13 protein-coding genes are annotated in these 18450 nt (G+C 64.2%); 4 read left to right on the top strand and 9 right to left on the bottom strand.

Going from position 1 to position 18450, the window contains the following annotated elements; genetic code table 11:
* Window position 1: 1 nt before the first annotated feature.
* Genes KS03_RS20445 through KS03_RS20435 form a run of 3 tightly spaced genes read right to left on the bottom strand, consistent with a single transcriptional unit; the run spans window position 2 to window position 3514 of the window.
* On the bottom strand, window positions 2-1507 hold the full coding sequence (locus KS03_RS20445) for an LTA synthase family protein (RefSeq protein WP_012734747.1): 1506 nt from the start codon (window positions 1505-1507) through the stop codon (window positions 2-4).
* Between the two features lie 17 nt (window positions 1508-1524).
* Window positions 1525-2316 (bottom strand): SDR family NAD(P)-dependent oxidoreductase, encoded by a 792-nt coding sequence (locus KS03_RS20440; RefSeq protein WP_012734746.1) that lies wholly within the window; start codon window positions 2314-2316, stop codon window positions 1525-1527.
* On the bottom strand, window positions 2309-3514 hold the full coding sequence (locus KS03_RS20435) for a capsule biosynthesis protein (RefSeq protein WP_026051346.1): 1206 nt from the start codon (window positions 3512-3514) through the stop codon (window positions 2309-2311). The genes KS03_RS20440 and KS03_RS20435 overlap by 8 nt, the downstream gene beginning before the upstream one ends.
* Before the next feature lie 444 nt (window positions 3515-3958).
* On the opposite strand from KS03_RS20435, the gene KS03_RS20430 reads away from it, so the two are divergent.
* Genes KS03_RS20430 through KS03_RS20415 form a run of 4 tightly spaced genes read left to right on the top strand, consistent with a single transcriptional unit; the run spans window position 3959 to window position 7842 of the window.
* The gene (locus KS03_RS20430) at window positions 3959-5110 is read left to right on the top strand and encodes a KpsE/RkpR family capsule polysaccharide export protein (protein WP_012734744.1); all 1152 of its coding nucleotides are present in this window, start codon (window positions 3959-3961) and stop codon (window positions 5108-5110) included.
* A 9-nt stretch (window positions 5111-5119) separates the two neighbouring features.
* A complete protein-coding gene (locus KS03_RS20425; protein ID WP_026051347.1) occupies window positions 5120-5914 on the top strand; it encodes an ABC transporter permease in 795 nt (264 codons plus the stop codon).
* Window positions 5911-6561, top strand: coding sequence for an ABC transporter ATP-binding protein (locus tag KS03_RS20420; protein WP_012734742.1), 651 nt, complete (start codon window positions 5911-5913; stop codon window positions 6559-6561). Before KS03_RS20425 ends, KS03_RS20420 begins: the two co-directional genes overlap by 4 nt.
* Before the next feature lie 15 nt (window positions 6562-6576).
* Window positions 6577-7842 carry a glycosyltransferase family 4 protein gene (locus KS03_RS20415; RefSeq protein WP_012734741.1) on the top strand — a complete coding sequence of 422 codons (1266 nt, stop codon included), beginning with the start codon at window positions 6577-6579 and terminating at the stop codon, window positions 7840-7842.
* On the opposite strand, the gene KS03_RS20410 is transcribed toward KS03_RS20415, so the two are convergent.
* From KS03_RS20410 to KS03_RS20385, 6 genes are all read right to left on the bottom strand, one after another.
* Complete coding sequence (locus KS03_RS20410) at window positions 7837-8967, bottom strand: glycosyltransferase family 4 protein (protein WP_012734740.1); 1131 nt, start codon at window positions 8965-8967, stop codon at window positions 7837-7839. The two genes, KS03_RS20415 and KS03_RS20410, sit on opposite strands and share 6 nt — an antisense overlap.
* The gene (locus KS03_RS20405; protein ID WP_012734739.1) at window positions 8964-9857 is read right to left on the bottom strand and encodes an NAD-dependent epimerase/dehydratase family protein; all 894 of its coding nucleotides are present in this window, start codon (window positions 9855-9857) and stop codon (window positions 8964-8966) included. The genes KS03_RS20410 and KS03_RS20405 overlap by 4 nt, the downstream gene beginning before the upstream one ends.
* Before the next feature lie 3 nt (window positions 9858-9860).
* Window positions 9861-10895, bottom strand: a complete 1035-nt coding sequence (gmd, locus tag KS03_RS20400; protein ID WP_012734738.1) for a GDP-mannose 4,6-dehydratase — start codon at window positions 10893-10895, stop codon at window positions 9861-9863.
* A 23-nt stretch (window positions 10896-10918) separates the two neighbouring features.
* The gene (locus KS03_RS20395; protein ID WP_012734737.1) at window positions 10919-14266 is read right to left on the bottom strand and encodes a glycosyltransferase; all 3348 of its coding nucleotides are present in this window, start codon (window positions 14264-14266) and stop codon (window positions 10919-10921) included.
* Window positions 14267-14338: 72 nt separating this feature from the next.
* A complete protein-coding gene (locus KS03_RS20390) occupies window positions 14339-17017 on the bottom strand; it encodes an FkbM family methyltransferase (RefSeq protein WP_012734736.1) in 2679 nt (892 codons plus the stop codon).
* Window positions 17018-17254: 237 nt separating this feature from the next.
* The gene (locus tag KS03_RS20385) at window positions 17255-18442 is read right to left on the bottom strand and encodes a polysaccharide biosynthesis/export family protein (protein WP_173941157.1); all 1188 of its coding nucleotides are present in this window, start codon (window positions 18440-18442) and stop codon (window positions 17255-17257) included.
* Window positions 18443-18450: the final 8 nt, after the last annotated feature.

The raw sequence follows: 18450 nt of genomic DNA, 5'->3' as shown, positions 1-18450 counted from the left end.
TTTATGTCGTTTTCTCTGATGCCTGCGACCCATCCATGCGACTGCCGTGTTGCGTCGCTAGCAACAGCAGGCCGCCCAGTTGTTCGGCCCGCACGTCCCGGCGTTCGGGCCCTTTTGTCCCGTGGTTACGCCAGATGAAAAAATCGCTGTGTTCCGGATTGCTGCCCAGACGCTCGAAAATCCGAGACAGGGCGGGCACGTGATCGCCGTAAAAGCAGACCACCGTTTCCCGATGGCTCGAACGCAAATGATCCAGCAAGCGGCCGAGCATTGCATCCGCATTTTCAATATGTCGCAAATAAGCCGTCAGATCGCGCCACGGCGCGCCGTCGCCGAGAGTATGGCGGTTCGTCGACTCCCCCGGCAAAACTGTTTCGAGATGTAACGGCCCATGATTCTCCATGGTCATCGCGAACACGAAGCGCGGCTCGTCGCCGGGCGCCTCGAGCGCCTCGATGATTGCGTCGGCAACGGCCGCGTCCGCGACGTAGGGGCCGGCGCGCGCTGCGCCGGCGAAATGGCCGATGTCGAGCAGGCGCGAGAAGCCAAGCAAGGGGAATACCCGGTCGCGCCCGAAAAAGTCGGCGTAGTACGGATGGATCGCCAGCGTGCGGTAGCCGCCGCGGCCGAACCAGGCGGCCAGCGAAGCGCAGCGTCGTCTGACGAATGCATAGGGATAGAAGCGCGCGTAGCCGAGCGCGGCCTGGCTCGCGCCGGTCAGCACCGCGAATTCGGTGCGCATGGTGTTCGCGCCCCAGGCCGGCACATGCAACTGGCCGTGCCAGAGCGCCTCGCGGCACGCCTCGTCGAAGCGCGCGAGCAAGCCGGGGGCGATCGCCGCGCCGAGCCGGCGCGCGTCGAAGAACGACTCGCTCTGGATCACGACCACGTCGGGGCGGCGCTGCGGCGCGCCATCCGCGTAGGGGCTGGCCGCGAGCGCCTCGCGAAAGCGGCGCAGCGTGGCCGGCCGCAGGCCGTTCAGCAGGTAGGCGACGAACACCGCGAGAAAGCCGTGGCGGCGCTGGTCGGCGCCGGCCTCGAGCGTGAGCGGCAGCGCGGCGGCCGCCGGCAGCGCGAGTCCGAACAGCAGCGCCGCGAGCGGCAGCGATACCGACGCCGGATAAGGCGGCGCGGGCCGCTCAGCGATGAAGCCCGCGACCACGAGCACGATGCCGGCCCCGATCGCAGCGACCTTGCCGACGCTCAGGAACGGCAGGTAGAGGCGCGGATGGGAGAACAGCTGGCTGAACAGGCTGAGGTCGGTGAACACGAACGGCTCGCGCAAGGACTCATACTTGGCATTGCTGACGGCCGCGAGCAGGCCGACGAGCGCCAGCGTCGCGAAGGCGGAGAAAAGCGGCCGCGACGTCACGGCGAGCATCAGGTTGGCGACGGCGTATACGGCAAGCAGATGTAGCCACGCCGACCGCCACGGCCGGCGCCACGGCCCGCGCGGCAGCGCGATGCGCTCGAGCGCGAACGACGGCGCCGCGGTGAGCGCGAACATGAGACCGGGCAGCAGGCTCAATTGGCCGCGTCCTCGGCAGGCAGGTACGACAGGCGGCCCAGGATCGCGTCGGCCAGCGCGGCCGGCAGCAGCGGCAGCAGGCGCATGCCGAACGCGAGCAGCGCCGGGAAGGCGATCTCGCTGCGGCCCGCGTCCAGACCGCGGCGGATATGGGCGGCGGCGCGCTCGGCGCTCCACAGGAACGGTTTGTCGCCGGGAAACACGTCGCTCATCGCGGTCTTCACGAAGCCGGGCAGCACCACCGTCACGCGCACCCCGTCGCGCGCCAGCAGCGGCCGCACCGAATCGCCCCAGGCCTTGATCGCCGCCTTGCTCGCGCAGTAGGCGGGCGAGATCGCCATGCCGCGCAGCGCGGCCAGCGAACTGACCAGCACCACCCGGCCGGCGCGGCGCGCGCGCATGCGCTCGAGCACCGGCAGCACGGTGTGGAGCGCGCCGTAGAAGTTGGTGTCGACCACCCGCGCGGTGCGCTCGAGCCCTTCCCAGTCGTCCGCCGAGCCGATCGTGCTGGCCACGCCGGCATTCGCGATCAGCAGCCCGATCGGATGGCGCGCGTCGAACGCGTCGAGCCAGGCAGCGGTCGCGGCCGCCTCGCGCACGTCCAGCACCCCCGTCTGCACCTCGGCGCCGCGCGCGCGACAGGCGGCGGCGGCGGCCTCGATGCGTTCGCGGTCGCGCCCGATCAGGCCGAGCGTGACGCCGGGCCGGGCGTAGGCGAGCGCGAGCGCGCGCCCCAGCCCGGCGCTCGCGCCGCTGATCACCACGTGGCGGGCGCTCGGCTCAGCCATCGGCGCGCTCCAGGCGGTCGGCCGCGCCCGCCACCGCCATCGCGATGCCGGTGCGCGTGTAGAAATCGCCGTTGATCTGGGTGTGGTGCATCACGTAGTCGAGGAACGCGTGGTAAAGGTCCATGTCGGGCTGGCCGCACTGCCGCCAGAATTCGTCGAGCGTGCCCTGCCAGGTCAGCCCGGGCAGATTGTAAATGGCCGTGCCCAGCGTGATCAGCGGGCGCTCGTGGTGCAGCGCCGAGAGCCCCACCGTGCTGTTCACCACCACCACGCCGCGCGCGTGCTCGAGCAGCGTCGGCAGGTGGCCCGCGTTGATGAAGTCCACCCGCTGCGCCACGCCTTCCTCGCCGGCGATGCGCAGCGCGAAGCGCCGGTATTCGATCATGCCGGTGTCCAGCGGATGGTTCTTGATCAGCAGCAGCGCGTCGTCCGGCGCGTGGCGCGCGAACGAGCGCACCACGCGCTCGATCGCCTCGCGCACGCCCGCGAACGGCGAATGCACGACGATCTGCGCGTCCGAATTCAATTGCAGCGGGAACAGGTAGTACGGCCGGCCGCCGCCCAGCACCGCGCGCGTCACGGCTTCGGCATGACGGTGGTGCCGGCCCTGCATCAGCGCCCGGAACGCGAGCCCGGCGTATTCGACCAAGCCGTTCCTCGGGCGGTGGCTGCGGTAGTGCGGAAACCGCCACGCCAGCAAGCCGTTGGCGAGCCGGTACGTGATGTCGTGGAAGACGCGCTCGTAGAGGTTGTAGCCGGTCGGCTTGCCGGGCGCGGCGGGCGGAATATGCTCACGCAGGCGCAGAAACTCGGCGGGATCCCTCGGCATGCGCGAGCGGCCGTTGACGCCGTGCGACTCGAGCGTGATCCAGTGCGGACGGACATATCCCTCCTCGAACACATGCACGTGCAAGCCGTATTGCTCGGCGATCGGGTGCAGCGGGCGGTGGACTTCGCGGCAGTCGCCGAACATCAGGACGTCGGTGATGTTTTCACGCTGCACCAGGGCGGCATACCAGGCCGGCAGATCGGCAGCCGCGCCGCTGTAGTTCACGGCATGCTTAGTTTTGCCATAGAACCAGTCTCCACCGCAAAAATTGACGCGATATACGGCATGGCCACGCGATTCAAGCACCGCGGCCAAAGAACTGAAAAACGTGGAAGCCGTGCCTTGCAGCACTAGAAATGAGCGAGGCATCGGTAATGAATAACGGACAACACGGACTTGCTAGACGCCCAAGCGGCACTCGGCGGCGTCCGACGATACCCCTCGGCAGAGCTTATTGGAACACTCGCCGGCGAGTCGAGGCCCGTTTCGGGGCGTCACCGAATATATCATTCGGATACAAACAAAAACAGTCTGACTCGAAAACTTCACCAAACTTGAAGTTCGCGGTTGACAAAGCCAGTTCGTGGATGGCTAAAGTGGGCCGAGCTGGCTATAATCGACCGCCTCTGGTGAACGCATGACACGCAATCGATCGAACCCACCACGGTACCTGGTGTGATGAGCGCACGGGGCTGCTGCAAACTGCGGCCGCACTCGGCAAGTCAGTGAAGCCGGCCCGTCCCTCCCGCGGACGCGGGCAATTGTGTCCGCCGCTCGTCGGACTACGCAGCCTCTCAACGTGACGGAACAAAGTTGGAAAACGTAACCAGCAGCGACCTCCCCCCCTCATCCGGTACCAAACCGAGCCTTGGACAGCGCCTCAAGAAAGTCAATCGTCTGTTTCTTCTGACTGTCGCGCTGCCCACCACGCTCGCCGTACTGTATTACGGCGTGATTGCCTCCGACGTCTACGTGTCGGAATCGCGCTTCGTCGTCAGGAGCCCGCAAAAGCAATCGCAGACCAACCTGGTCGGCGCCCTGCTGCAGGGCACGGGTTTTTCGCGCGCCCAGGACGATACCTATGCGGTGGTCGACTACGTCGAGTCGCGCGATGCCTTGCGCGAGCTGAACGCCGGCAACTACATCGTCGACGCCTACTCGCAGCATGGTGACCCGATCAGCCGTTTCCATCGCTGGCCGGACGGCAGCTTCGAATCGCTGTGGAAATACTATGGCAAGCGCATCGTCGACATCGAATTCGACTCGACCTCGGCGATCGCCAAACTGCAGGTCAGGGCATATACGGCGGAGGATGCGGAAAAGATCAACGAACGCCTGCTGGAAATGAGCGAACGGCTGATCAACCGCATGAATCGCAGGGCGGCAAGCGACTCGGTGAAGTTCGCCCAGGACGAAGTCGACGTCGCGGCGGCCAAGGCGAAGGAAGCCGCCGGCGCATTGGCGGCCTATCGCAGGACCTATACGGTGTTCGATCCCGACCGCCAGTCGGCACTGCAGCTCCAGCAGGTCACGGCCCTGCAGACGCAGATGCTGGCCGCCCAGACTCAGTTGGCCCAGCTCCAGTCGATCTCGCCCAAGAATCCGCAGATCCCGGTACTGCAGACCAATATCGCCAACCTGGAAAAGCAGATCACGGCCGCCACCAGCGGAGTCGCCGGGGGCAAGAACTCGCTGGCCGACAAGGCCGCCGTGTATGCGCGCATGCAACTCGACTCGCAGTTTGCCGACAAGCAACTGGCCTCGGCGATGACAGCGCTGGAGAATGCGCGCGCCGATGCCCAGCGCAAGCAGCTCTACCTCGAGCGCCTGGTCGAGCCGAACACGCCCGATGTCGCCATCGAACCGAAGCGCCTGAAGAGCATCCTCGAGGTGTTCGCGCTCGGCGTCATCGCCTGGGGCATCCTCGAGTTGCTGCTCGCGGGCGTGCGCGAACACAACGACTGAGGGTCGGACATCGTGCATCACGACACGCCTCTCGCCTCGTCATTGCGCATTCAGCTCCGGGTCGTCGGCGCCTTGTTGATGCGTGAAATTCTGACACGCTATGGCCGGCACAACGTCGGCTTTCTGTGGATCTTCTTCGAGCCGATGATGTTCACGCTCGGCGTGCTGGCGCTCTGGACGATCCTCAACGCCACCCATGGCACGACGCTCTCGATCACCTCGTTCGCGGTGACCGGCTACTCGTCCGTGCTGCTATGGCGCAACTGTGCGAGCCGTTGCGCCCTGGCCATCCTGCCGAACCAGGCGCTGCTCTATCACCGCAACGTGCGCGTCATCGACCTGTTCTTCGCGCGGCTGCTTCTGGAGATCTCCGGCGCGACGATGTCCTTCGTGTTCCTGACGGTCTTTTTCGTGTCGATCGGCATGATGGATCCGCCGAAGAACATCAGCCTGGTGCTGGGCGGATGGCTTCATCTGGCCGCCTTCGGAACCTCGCTCGGCCTCATCGTCGGCGCCCTGAGCGAGCGCAGCGAAACCGTGGAACGCGTCTGGCACACCATCGCCTATCTGCTGTTCCCGCTGTCGGGCGCGGTATTCATGGTCGAGTGGATTCCTGAAAAATTCCGCGCCGCGGTGCTCTACCTGCCGATGGTCCATGGAACCGAAATGCTGCGCGGCGGCTATTATGGCTCCCTGGTCAAGCCGCACTACAGCATCCCCTACATGGTCGCCTGCGATTCAGTGCTGTTGCTGATCGGCCTGTTCCTCGTGCGCGACGCCAGCAAACGGGTGGAACCCGAATGATCGATCTGCAGGGCGTCTGCAAGGACTACCACACCCGGCAGGGCCGACGCCGGGTGCTCAATGACATCAACCTGCGCGTGGCACCGGGCGAAAAGCTCGGCGTGTTGGGGCGCAACGGCGCGGGCAAGTCGACGCTGATCCGCATGATCAGCGGCGCCGAGCTGCCGACCAAGGGCAAGATCAACCGCAGCATGAGCGTGTCCTGGCCGCTCGCGTTCGGCGGCGCCTTTCAGGGCAGCCTGACGGGCATGGACAACCTGCGCTTCATCTGTCGCGTCTACGGAGCCGATGCGAAGCAGGCGGAACCATTCGTCCAGGAGTTCTCCGAACTGGGCTACTACCTCAACGAGCCGGTCAAGAGCTATTCCGCCGGGATGCGCGCCCGCCTCGCCTTCGCGATTTCGATGGCGATCGAGTTCGATTGCTTCCTGATCGACGAAATCGTGGCCGTCGGCGACAACCGCTTCCACGCGAAATGCCACCACGAATTGTTCGTGCGACGCGCCGACCGCTCGCTGATCATCGTGAGCCACGATGCCGGCTACATCCGTGAGCATTGCCATCGCGCCGCCGTGCTGGTCCAGGGCCACCTGCACAGCTTCGACGAGGTCGATGACGCCTACGCGTTCTATCAGCAGAATGGCTGACGTTTTCCGCGCTCCATGCCAGGCCTGAAGAATTGGCGCGCAGCACTACTGCAGCATGCCGCAACCCGGTGGGGCCTCCCCCTGGCGGGCGCAGCGCGCAAGGCGATCGCCACGCTGCGTTCCGAAGCCGCCCGCCAAGCATCGCGACAACCGCGTCAACTCCTGGTCGACGTCTCGATCATCGCCGCACAAGATGCGGGAACCGGCATTCAGCGCGTGGTCCGCTCGCTGCTGGCCGAACTGCTGGAGACACCGCCCGCCGGCTATACGGTCCGCGCGATCCGGGCAACCCGCAAACGCCCGTATGTCTATGCTGACCGCTACCTGGAGACGATGACCGGCGCCCCCATCGGCGACGACGATCCCCCCGTCCAAGTCCGTCCTGGCGATTTATTCCTCGGCCTCGACCTGACCAGCCGCATCTCGCCGGCCAGGCAAGCGGATTTCCTGGGCTGGCACGCGGCGGGGGTGCGCTTCGCCTTCGTCGTCTACGACATGTTGCCGGCCTTGCACCCGGCCTGGTTTACGCCACGCGCGGTCCAGTCGTTCGAACGCTGGCTGACGATGCTGGCAATCCACGCGGACGCCCTGTTCTGCATCTCGGCCACGGTGGCCGAACAAACGCGGCGCCAACCGCGATTGGCGGCGATTCCCACCGGATGGTTTCACCTCGGTGCCGAACTCGCCGCAAGACAGGGCGCCGGGCAGGCGACGGCGGACGACATCACGCCGTGCCCTGCCGGAGCGCCGCGCATTCTGATGGTCGGGACCATCGAACCTCGCAAGGGACATGCGCTGGTCATCGATGCATTCGAGCGGTTGTGGCGCGACGGTTGCCAGGCCTCGCTGTCGATCGTCGGCCGCGCCGGCTGGGCCGTCGAGGCGCTGACCGCCAGACTCGCGGCGCATCCCGAATCCGGCAAGCGACTGCACTGGCTGGCGGGCGCCGGCGACGCCGAGCTTGCCCGGCTCTACGAAAGCAGCGATGGATTGATTCTGGCCTCCGAGGGCGAAGGCTTCGGTCTGCCGATCATCGAGGCCGCCGCCCAGCGCCTGCCGCTACTCCTGCGCGATCTACCGGTATTCCGCGAGATCGCCGGCGACCACGCCAGCTACTTCTCCTCGGTTACGGCGGCCGAACTGGCGCCGCGCCTGCAGCAATGGCTCGAGGCGATCGCTGCCGGCACCGCGCCCGACAGCGGGGCGATCAAGACACTGAGCTGGCATGAAAGCGCGATACAGCTGAAGTCGCTGATCAGCCGGCTCGACGCACGGTCATGACTGCGCTACCCGGCGATAGGTTTCAAGCGTGCGCTGCGCGCATCGCCGCCAGGTCGCCGCGCCGGCCACGCGGAGCCCGAGACGCGATGCCTCGTCGCGCCAGGCCGAGTCGCTCAGCACGTGCTCGATGCCGGCCCGCAGGGCCTCGTGGTCGTCGGGCTCGACAAGCCAGGCGGCACCGCCTGCCACCTCGGGCAGCGACGACGTATTCGAGGTCAGCGTGGGTACGCCGCTGGCCAGCGCCTCCAGGACCGGAAGTCCGAAACCCTCGTACTTGGACGGCATGAAGAAGGCGCGAGCACCCGCATACAGCACGGGAAGCAGTGGCTCCGGAACGAAGCCGAGATAGCGCAGCCAGCCCTCCTGCTCCGCGCTGGCGATCGCGCCATGCAAGGCTTCGCTCAACCACCCCGCACCGCCCGCCAGGACGAGCGGATAGCGCTCTCGCAATGCGGCCGGCAACTCGGCATAGGCCGCCATCAGCCGGTCGATGCGCTTCCTCGGTTCGAGCGTCGATACGCTCAGGGCATATCCGCCCGGCACCAGGCCGTATTGGGCCAGCGGCATCGAAAGCTCCTCGGCGCCACGCGGCCGGAACTCCGGTCGCACGCCGAGCGGCACGGCCGTGATCCGATCCAGCGGCCAACCGAAATAGGCGGCCACCTCATGCCGAATCGCCTCGGAATCGGTGAGCAGATGCGAGGCGCGGCGCAGCGTCGAGTCGAAACTCCGCTCGAAGTGCTTCAGGCGCTCAACGGGATGGGTTTCCGGAAATCGGAAAACCGATAGATCATGAATCGTGACGATCCCACGCTCGACGGGATAGGGAAGGAAATAGTTCGGCGAGTGAAACAGGTGGCCGCGCAGGCGATGCCGCATCCGCAGCCCCCGGAAGCGGCGCGTCGAGGTGACCGACCTGGGCAGCCAGCGCGGACGCCGCCGCCCCTTTTCCGCATCGCCGCTGATGACCCACGACGGGTCTTCGATCGGCTCGTCCCCGAAGAAGAAACGCAAGGACTGCAAGGGCTCGTCGAAGTGCGTGAAATGCCAGGCAAGCTCCCAGGCGTAGCGCCCGATTCCAGTCAAAGGCGGCACGATCGCGTCAACCGCAAACGCGACTTTCACCGCCCGCTCTCCAGCATCCAAGCCAGGGTCTCCTGCAAGGGCACGATATCGAGGCAGCCAATCGCCGCGGTAAGGCGACGATTGTCGCCGATCAAGCGATGGACCTCATTGGCCCGCACGAAATTCGGATTCACGCGGATCTCGGGATCGTGCTGCGTGAGTGACCGCATCATCTGCAGAATATCCTGCAGCGAATACCCGTTGCCCGAACAAACATTGAAGGTTTCGCCCGCCCAGGTGCCGGCAATCAGGTCGGCGTAGGCCCGCACCACCATCCGAACATCGGAGAAATCGCGGATCACGTTCAGGTTTCCGAGCTCGAGCACCGGCGAACGGCTACGGAAGCCCTCGACGATCTTCGGCAGCACAAAATTGGCGGCCTGTCCTGGCCCGGTGTAATTGAACGGGCGCACGATCGTGATCGGCAAACGATCGCTCCAGAGCGCCGCCACGCGCTCCGTCGCAAGTTTGCTGATGGCGTAGTCGTTTGCGGGATTCGGCGGCACCGACTCGTCGATCACGCCGCGATCGGTGTTGCCATAGACGTTGGCGCTGCTGGCGACCAGCACCGCACGCGGCTGGCAGCCGGCCGATGTGATCGCATCGAGCAGGTTGCGCGTCCCCATGATGTTCGTCTGGTAGACCGCCCCGACGTCACCATGCGCGACGAAGGCGATCGCAGCCAGATGAATCACCACGTCCGGACGGCATGCCGCCATCAGCGCGCCCATGGCTTCGCGATCGAGTAGATCGCAGACATGGGCCGGCCATGCCAATCCGGCAACCGGCCGATGGACCAGCCCCTCCACCTCGCAGCCGCGCCCTTCCAGCTCACGCGCGAGATGGCGGCCGGTGAATCCGCCGATTCCCGTGATGAGTACTTTCGTCATCGGTCAGAATGAAAATCCGGTTTCATTGCGGCGAATATCCGCTTCCACCATCATCTGGCAAAGGGCTTCCAGCGTGGTCGCGGGCTCCCAGCCAAGTTCGGCTCGCGCCTTGGCCGGATCGCCGATCAGCAGGTCGACCTCGGCCGGGCGATGGAACTTCGGATTGATCTTCACGATCGCCTTGCCGCTGGCCGTATCGACACCGACCTCCTGCAGGCCGCTGCCTTGCCAGGCGAGCTCGAAGCCGGCCGCGCGTGCGGCCATCGCAACGAAATCCCGCACCGTCTCGGTCCGATTGGTGGCAAGCACATAGGTATCGGCCCGGTCTGCCTGCAGCATCCGCCACATGCCTTCCACGTACTCCTTGGCGTAGCCCCAGTCGCGCTTGGCATCGAGATTGCCGAGTTCCAGCACGTCGGCCTTGCCGAGCCGGATCTTGGCGATGGTGTCGGTGATCTTGCGCGTCACGAACTCGCGACCGCGCAGCGGCGATTCATGGTTGAACAGGATGCCGCTGCAGCCGAAGATATCGTAGCTTTCGCGGTAATTGATCGTCATCCAGTGGGCATACAGCTTCGCCACGCCATACGGGCTACGCGGATAGAAGGGCGTGCTTTCGACCTGCGGGATCGTTTGCACCTTGCCGAACATTTCCGACGTGCTGGCCTGATAGAAGCGAATCGCGGGATTGACGATGCGAATGGCTTCGAGCAGGTTCAGGGGGCCGATGCCGGTGATTTCCGCGGTCGTCACCGGCTGGTCGAACGAGACACCGACGAAGCTCTGCGCCGCGAGGTTATAGACTTCCGTGGCACCCGTGCTTTGCAACAGGCGGATACTCGAGCTCAGGTCGGTGAGATCGTACTCGACGAGGTGCAGGTTCGGATGATGCTCGACACCGATTTCGGCGATACGCCAGAAGTTGACCGAACTGGTTCGGCGATACGTACCATAGACGGTATAGCCCTTCTCCAGCAGCAGCTGGGCGAGATAAGCGCCGTCCTGGCCGGTGATGCCGGTAATGATCGCTTTTTTCACGAACTTCCTTCCTCGAATGAAAATTAAACTTTGACGGCGGATTCGGTAGTTTCATGCGCGCCGCGCGCATCCTCGCGCTCTCGCTTGAGGGCAATATAGGCATTCACTGCGCGAATTGCCGAATTCCTCGAGCTGAACTTGCGAATCTGCTCCCTGGCGCCGTTCGACAGGCGGGCATGCAGGGTCTTGTCGGTCAGGACGCGCAGCACCTGGTCGGCCAGCTCGGCCGCATTGCCGGCTTCGAACAGCAAGCCCGACTGCCCATCTCCCACCACCTCCGGAATGGCACCCGCCCGCGAGGCGATCACCGGCTTGCCGTGCACGAAGGCCTCCAGCGGCACGAGCCCGAATGACTCGTACTGCGACGGGAAAGCCACGCAATGGGCGGCATGCAGCAGCTTTTCGCGAAGTTGGTCGTCCACCTGGCCAAGGAAATGCACGCGCTGCATCAGCGATGCGCCGAGCAAGTCCTTGGCGCGTTCCGTCCAGTTCTCGATATCGCGTCCGACCAGGACCAGATGAGCGTCCGTATCGTCGGCCAGGAAGCGCTTGGCGGCATCGAGCAAGGTGCCGACTCCCTTGCGGCCCTCCAGGCGACCGACGAACAGGACGAACTTCATGTCCTCCGAGATCTTCAGCGGCTTGCCGGCGCTGTCCTCGAGTGCCGAATAACCTTTCTGCGCATCGAAGAAGGGCCAGTAGGCGATGCCGCAATGAGAATGCTGCCAGCGCGCGTCGCGCGTGACGCCATGCTCGGCCTCGATCGTTTTGGCGATCGACTCGCTGATCGGCACGACCAGATCGGCATGTTCGATCAAGGTCGCTTCACCGGTCACGAACAGGTCTGCCTCGCGCGGGGGTAGCTGCCAGCCGTTCAGGCGCGCGGCGACCGGGAAAGGCGTGACCAGCCGGACCACCACGGGCGGCCGCTCGTGCTTGGGCAGCAGCGCGATCGGCAGGGCCTCGGTGTCCCACAAGGCCGATTCGATGACGTCGATTCGGTGCTCGGCATGGAGTTCGGCGACCGCCCGCAGCGCCGTCAACCCCCAGTGGAGGTTGTTCACGAAGCCGGTCGATCCGAGCGTGTCGGTAACATTGGCGACCGGCAGCGCATACCGGACCGAGAAGCGGCCGCACCGGTAGACGAAGTCGCTGCTGCCCGGCGTCACTACCGTGACGTGGTGCCCCATCAGCAGCAGCTCGCTGGCGAGATGATAGTACAACGTTCCGATACCGCCGCTGCCGGAATACGGGGGAAACTCCTTCGTCACGATGCAAATATGCAGCCGCGGCGTGTCGCAGCCGACCAGCGGGTAGCCGGCCGCGCCGGTGAACACCTCGAATCGTCCGATGCCCTTTTTCAGCGTGCGCGTCTTCGGAAAATCCGCAGCATCCTTCAGCCCTTGCTGGACACCCGACCGAATTGCCTTGAGGTACCGGTCGTATTCGTCGCTACCGATCTCGCCTGCCTGCTGTGCCGCCGCCAGCGGCGCGATGCGCTCCGACTGCATGCGCTGATCGAGATATTTCTTCAGTTCCGCCCCCTTCAAGCCGGAGTAGGCGGCAATGAAATAGGCGGTATTCTTGCAAATTGTGAACCAGTTGTAGTTGTAGCGGCCGCCCCGGTTATGGCTCTGCGCAAATTCGTGCCGCAGATGGAGGTCCGGCCGGTAGGCGATCAGGTAGCCCGCCTTGCGCATCCGGAAGCACAGCTCGGATTCGTCGAGGAAATAATCGAACTGCTCGTCGAAGCCATTGACCGCGCGCACCGCCGCGGCACTGAAACAGGTGTTGGTGCCGAGTAGCGAACGCTCCCAACCGTTCTCGCCGATCTCTCGCGAATCGATATTGACCTTTGCCTCGGCGAACTTGTTGATGCCGATGTCCTCCGACTGATAGCGCAGGGTACCGGCATAGTAGGCCGGGCCACCAAGCGCGCCGAGCGTCAGCGGCCGGCGGTTGAACTCCTCGAGCAGCCCCTCCACCCAGTCATCGAACGGCAGCGCGTCGTCGTCGATGAAGGCCAGCAGGTCGCCATCGGCGAGATCGATGCCGATATTTCGCGAGATGGCAAGGTTGCGCTGCGGATTGCGGCCGATCTTGATGCGATCCTTGTAGCGTTCGAGCACCGCGTCGGTACCGTCATCCGACGGACCGTTGACCACCACCACCTCGAAATTCTGATTCGTTTGGTACTGCAGGTAGTCGAGGCAACGCTCGAGCAAATCGCCGCGATTGTAGGTGCAGATGATGATCGAGACGGTCGCGAACTGCTTGGCCTCAGGCAGCACCTTGCGCAGCGCGTCGACGACGTGTGTGCGCACCGCCGCGGAGGTGAAGCGCTCGGTATTGCGGCGCTGGAACTCGACCAGGTTCCGATACGCCGCCTCATCCTTCGCCAGGCGCGCGATCTCGGCTTTGAGCTTGCCGATCGAATCGAGCGGATTGTCCTTCACCCCGAGCGTCTCGCCGATCGCGGTATTGTGCAGGCCAACCACCGGCAGGCCATGCAGCGTCGCCTCGATGAGCGGGACGCCGAACCCTTCGTGGCGGCTCAGCGAGACATACACGAAGGCCTTGCCGAAGTAGCTGCTGATCGCCTCGTCGGGCACCTTGCCGGTGATGTCCACGAGATGTTCGACCTTGTGCTTCTTGATCGTGGCGAGCAGCTTCTGGTAGTAGGGATCCTGAGGATTGAAGCCTCCCACGAGCGACAGGCGCGCCGCGACCTGCGGCGACGATTCGTGCATCTCGGCGAACATCTGCACCAGGTCGACCTGCCCCTTGTTGGCCGCCACGCGCCCCAGGAACAGCCAGTGGCCAGGCTCGCGATTGCGGGAGGCACGCACGGCCGCGGCAGACTCCGGCGCATCGACGATGATCGGAACCAGGCTGCATCGGTCGGGGGACACGCCCAGGTCGATGATCTCCTGCAGGTTGTACTCGCTGTCGCCCCAGAAGTAATCGAAGCTCGGAACGATTTCACGCAACTGCTCACGCCCCATCAGGCAGAACTTGTGCAGATCGGTACCCTTCTCGAAGAAGGTATGCGGCGTGATGTTGTGATACACGCAGATCTTGGTGCAGCGCTTGGTGTGATAAGCCTGCATGACGTGCTCGGAATACCCGGCGAAATGAATGATCAGTACGTCGTTATCCTGAATATCCAGTTCTTCGAGATTCTTGCGGTACGGTCCGACGCTCTTGTGATGCCATTTGCTGTAGATCTGCGATCGCAGGCCCAGCCCCCTGAACATCTGATCGAGTGCGACGACCTGATTGGAAACGGCGTCGCCGAAGTCCAAGGCTTCGGTAAGTTGCAGAATCCTGCCGGAAAAATTGGTATCGAACATCACGGACGATTTTTGCATGACCGAATAATCTCGAAATTATCTCGTGGGGATGGCCGCCTTGCGGTGACAGCGATCGATCGGAGCAGAGGCTTAGCGCGCAGCCAGCATGCGAGCCTCGAGGGATGCCCCGACCAGGGCGCTCAGGCTGTGCATCACCTGTCGCGCATCCGGCTCGGTCAGGACCACCGGAGCAGCATGCACCGACTTCGGCGACGTATCGCCGGGCACGCCTGCGGCAAGGCCGGCCGGCAGATCGCGATTTTCGGCGGACCCGGACGTGACGTCGGATGCGACGGCGTGGGAAGTCGAAAGATAGGCGCTGAGTGCATCGAAGCGCGCCGACAGCGCCGTGATCGAGGCCTGAATGTCGGCCGTCTTGCGCTCGTGGGTCGCCAGCAAGGCAGCCTGATTGGCCGCGATCGACTCCAGGCGCGCATCGATCGACGCGAAGCGCCAGCTGGCGAGTTCGCGCTGCTCGTCGTATCCCCAGATCTTGCCGAAGATCGGGCCGATCACGGGAAACGCCGCGATCTTGAGCCGCGACACCGCGGAGTTCAGGCCGATCACCGTGACCTTGTTGATCTTGCCTTCGTCGGACTGGGCAATCGCCTCGAGAATCCGGACGCGCGAATCGCCGCGCCGGGCACGTCCGAGGAAATGGTCGAAACCGCTGGGATCGGGATCGCGACGCAGAAGTACACGGTAAGCCAGGACCACGAACCCCGCATCATCGACGGCCATGAAATCACGTAACCGGTGTGGACCGCTGCGCGGCACTTCCCCATTTTCCCTCAGGGCTCGGTTCAAACTATCGCTCATGTTTCGTTCCGTAGATGCAGGAGATTGATTTTCCGCCGTCGAGCCATTCGACAACCGGCCTTGCATGGGGCAGGACGCATTTTCGTCGGACCGGGCACCACGGTCGGCAGCGGCGCCCGTGACGAGCGCCGTGACGTCGGCAGCAAGCCTTTTGTCGAACACGGCACGCAACGGCGCCATGATCTTCCAGCTAAACGACTGCCGGATGTCCTCGATCACGCCGTACAATTCAACGGCTTTTGCATCCGCCCTCGCATAACGGCCTTCGATGTCGAGAATTCGCTCGAACGCTTGGGCGTCGCGTTGCGTGAAGTCGCGACGCTCCGTTTCCAGAAGCGCTCGCAAACCCGCCAGTTCATGGCTCATCTGTTGTTTGCTTTCGCTCCACTCGCGAGCTTTGCTCTCGAATTCGCGCCGTGCCGACTCGAGCTCGATGACGAGCCGGGACTCGCGTGCGCTGGATTCGATTGCATTGACGCGCAGCGTGGCCTCATGGCGTCGACTCACATCGAGCAGTTCATTTTCGAGTTGACGCTCGCGCTTCAAGGCGAACTGCCGCAGCATTCGATTACGGCGCCGGATCAAACGCAGGCGCGCCGAAAGCTGCCGTCGCTGCTCGTCGTGGCGCTGCTCGGCGGTGCGCCGCGCGGCCCGTGCCTCATGCAACTCGGCGGCGGCACGCTCGAGCGCCTGCGCATGAAGCGCGGCCGCCACGGCCTCGCGCCGCTCGGCGTGCGCCGCCTGCAGCGCCAATTCGGCTCGATGGTCCTGCTGCTGCCGCAACATCTGCTCGCGAGTTTCGCGCAAGGCGGAGGATTCGCGCGAAGTGGCCGCCTCGGCATCGCGCAGCGCATCGGCCAATGCCGCGTCGTGGGCCGCACCCATCCTGATCAGCCGCCCACACTCGGCACGCAAGGTCTCGAGATGTTCGGCCATCAAGCGGTCGTCGTCGCGATACGCGTCCCTTTCGCGCGAATGAAGGCGCTGGAAACGATCCAGTTCGTCGATCAGCCGATCATCGTGCCGTCCCGCGCCATCGGCCGACGACACCGCCCCGAAGGCCTGGCGAAGCTGGCCGGCCACCTCGGAAAGCGACTCCAGCGCCGCATTTTCCCGCAGCCGTGCCGTGGCAAGCTGCCCTCGCAGTTCGCTCGTCTGTGCAGCCGCTTCGTCGCGCAGTTCCGTCTCGCGCAACTGCAGGGTCTTCTGCATCTGCTCGGAGGTTTGCTGAATGCGCTCATGCAACAGGGCGTGAAACGGCGCACTGGCCGTCCCACTCAGACGGAACCCATCGAATAAGTTGGGTGGCGCGTCAAATGCCGCACGCAACTCGGGATGTTCCGCGCACACGTAGAAACGATTCAGCCCGTCAAAATAGACCGGCTCGTAACCGCGCTCCAGGAGCTGTGCCTCCCATTTATCGTGACTGAGCGTTTGCGTGAGCGGCAGCGTGCTTTCGACCACCACGATCCAGGGACGAGCCGGCGAGTCTGCCCAACTCTGCAGTACCGATAATTCAAAACCCTCGACGTCGATCTTGAGCCAGTGCACCTCGCGGCCGGCATACATCGCGAAGATTTCCGCCAGCGATACTGCGGGCACGACAATCTCGGTCAGCTCGAAGCCGCGCGCTCTATGCCCTTCGGCAATCACCGGATCGGCCGTCGAAATGCCGGTCCCGACGATCTCGAAGAAGTTCAGCATGCCCGACCGGGCCGCAACCGCAGCCTGGATCACCGTTTCGTCGGGCCGATGAGCTCGCAGCGCATCGGCATAGCGGGCCGTCGGCTCGACATGAACGCCGCGCCATCCGTGCTCGTAGAACGCCAGGCTGACGGAATCGACCAGCGGGTCCTGGGCGCCGATATCGATGTAAAAGCCGCTATCGATGTGCGACAGCGCACGCCAGAGCATGACATCTTCGAAATTCTGGGCATAGGAAGTAATCATCTGTCCGCTTCCCAACCTTGATGAATCGACATCGTTTCCAGGATATGCGCCTCCCCTGCGCAGACATCCGATCCGGTCCATTCGCTCGGCAATACCGTGCGGGCTGCCCACTCAGCAAATCGAACGAGAATCACGACCGCCGTGACTCGACAAATCCGGCGATCCATTAGAAGTCGCGTCAGATGCAGCATATCGCAGCGGACTTGGGCATCCGTGCGATATGCCAACCCTTGATTCTTATTTGAACGACTGAACACCCGTCACGACGGGATAGGCAACCGAGAACACCAGATTCAAGACTTTCTGAAGCTCGGTAATCGGCGCATTCGACACGTACAGGAGATCCTTGTTATCCATCACGAAACTCTGCGCGGTGAAAAATGCACTCGGGTCCTTCAGGTTCATGCGATAGATGACGGGCACCTTGCCGTCCGCCGTGGTGCGCACCGGCTTGACAGGCCACGGCAACGCATTGGCGTCCTCGAGGCGGAAGATGAACACGCCCTGCGCATCCGAACGCGAATCCTCCAGGCCGCCTGCGCGCGCGATCGCCTGAGCAAGCGAGATGCCCTGGGCCTCGAAATTGATTTCCTGATTCTTGCCCGTCGCGCCGAGCGCGGTGAAGCTGTAGGGCTGGTACAACGCCGTCACCACGTCGCCGGCGTGCAGCGGCACGTTCTGGCGCGGATCGCGAATCACGGTCTGCAACGGCAAGGAAGCAACCTTGTCGCCGCGCGTCACCTGCAACGTGATCTTGTCGATCGGCTGACGCACGCCGCCAGCGCTGGCCAACGCATCGAGCAGGCGCTCGCCTCTCGCCGACAACTGCATGCGATTGCTGGAGACCACGTCGCCCACCACGGTGACATAGGAAGTTACATTTCGTGACAGTTTCACCAGCACCTGGGGATCGTGCGCCATATTCTTCAGACGCAACGTGATGTCACGCTCGAGCTGCGTCGGCGTCTTGCCCTGAGCCTTGACGGCGCCGACGAACGGCACGTTGATATTGCCGTCGCCGTCGATGGTCTGGTCTGGCAATACGGTCACGCGCGCATTGCTCGGCGCGCTTGCGCCGCTACTGCGCGTGTCGGCTTGCGCGGCACCGAACAAGGTCGCGGGCGGCGCCTCCCAGATCGACACCTCGATCGTATCGCCGATCCCGAGTTGCTGACGAAAGTGCGTATCGATACCCAGCGTGGTGGCGAAATCGCCCTGCTCGCGTTCGGCATAAAGCCGGCGCGCGATGGAGTCGGTCAGGTCGACGACCTGGATCCCTGCCATGCCGGCCGTCGCCTCGGCGGACCCGTTGGCGGATTGCACAATCGCGGACCGGCTAGGCCCTGACGTCGGAATGATCGAGCAGCCGACTAGCGCACCGCTGACAAGGACCGAACACGTAACACCACGGAGCAAAAGCGACATGTGTTGCC

Source organism: Burkholderia glumae LMG 2196 = ATCC 33617 (genome assembly GCF_000960995.1).
Taxonomy (GTDB): Bacteria; Pseudomonadota; Gammaproteobacteria; order Burkholderiales; family Burkholderiaceae; genus Burkholderia; species Burkholderia glumae.
This window is presented reverse-complemented; position numbering and strand designations above follow the sequence as displayed.

Bases quoted from the DNA above. Each gene is read 5' to 3' on its own strand.
- KS03_RS20385 (WP_173941157.1), bottom strand. From the start codon at position 18,442: ATGTCGCTTTTGCTCCGTGGTGTTACGTGTTCGGTCCTTGTCAGCGGT.
- KS03_RS20390 (WP_012734736.1), bottom strand. From the start codon at position 17,017: ATGATTACTTCCTATGCCCAGAATTTCGAAGATGTCATGCTCTGGCGT.
- KS03_RS20395 (WP_012734737.1), bottom strand. From the start codon at position 14,266: ATGCAAAAATCGTCCGTGATGTTCGATACCAATTTTTCCGGCAGGATT.
- KS03_RS20435 (WP_026051346.1), bottom strand. From the start codon at position 3,514: ATGCCTCGCTCATTTCTAGTGCTGCAAGGCACGGCTTCCACGTTTTTC.
- KS03_RS20405 (WP_012734739.1), bottom strand. From the start codon at position 9,857: ATGACGAAAGTACTCATCACGGGAATCGGCGGATTCACCGGCCGCCAT.
- KS03_RS20440 (WP_012734746.1), bottom strand. From the start codon at position 2,316: ATGGCTGAGCCGAGCGCCCGCCACGTGGTGATCAGCGGCGCGAGCGCC.
- KS03_RS20445 (WP_012734747.1), bottom strand. From the start codon at position 1,507: ATGTTCGCGCTCACCGCGGCGCCGTCGTTCGCGCTCGAGCGCATCGCG.
- KS03_RS20415 (WP_012734741.1), top strand. From the start codon at position 6,577: ATGCCAGGCCTGAAGAATTGGCGCGCAGCACTACTGCAGCATGCCGCA.
- KS03_RS20420 (WP_012734742.1), top strand. From the start codon at position 5,911: ATGATCGATCTGCAGGGCGTCTGCAAGGACTACCACACCCGGCAGGGC.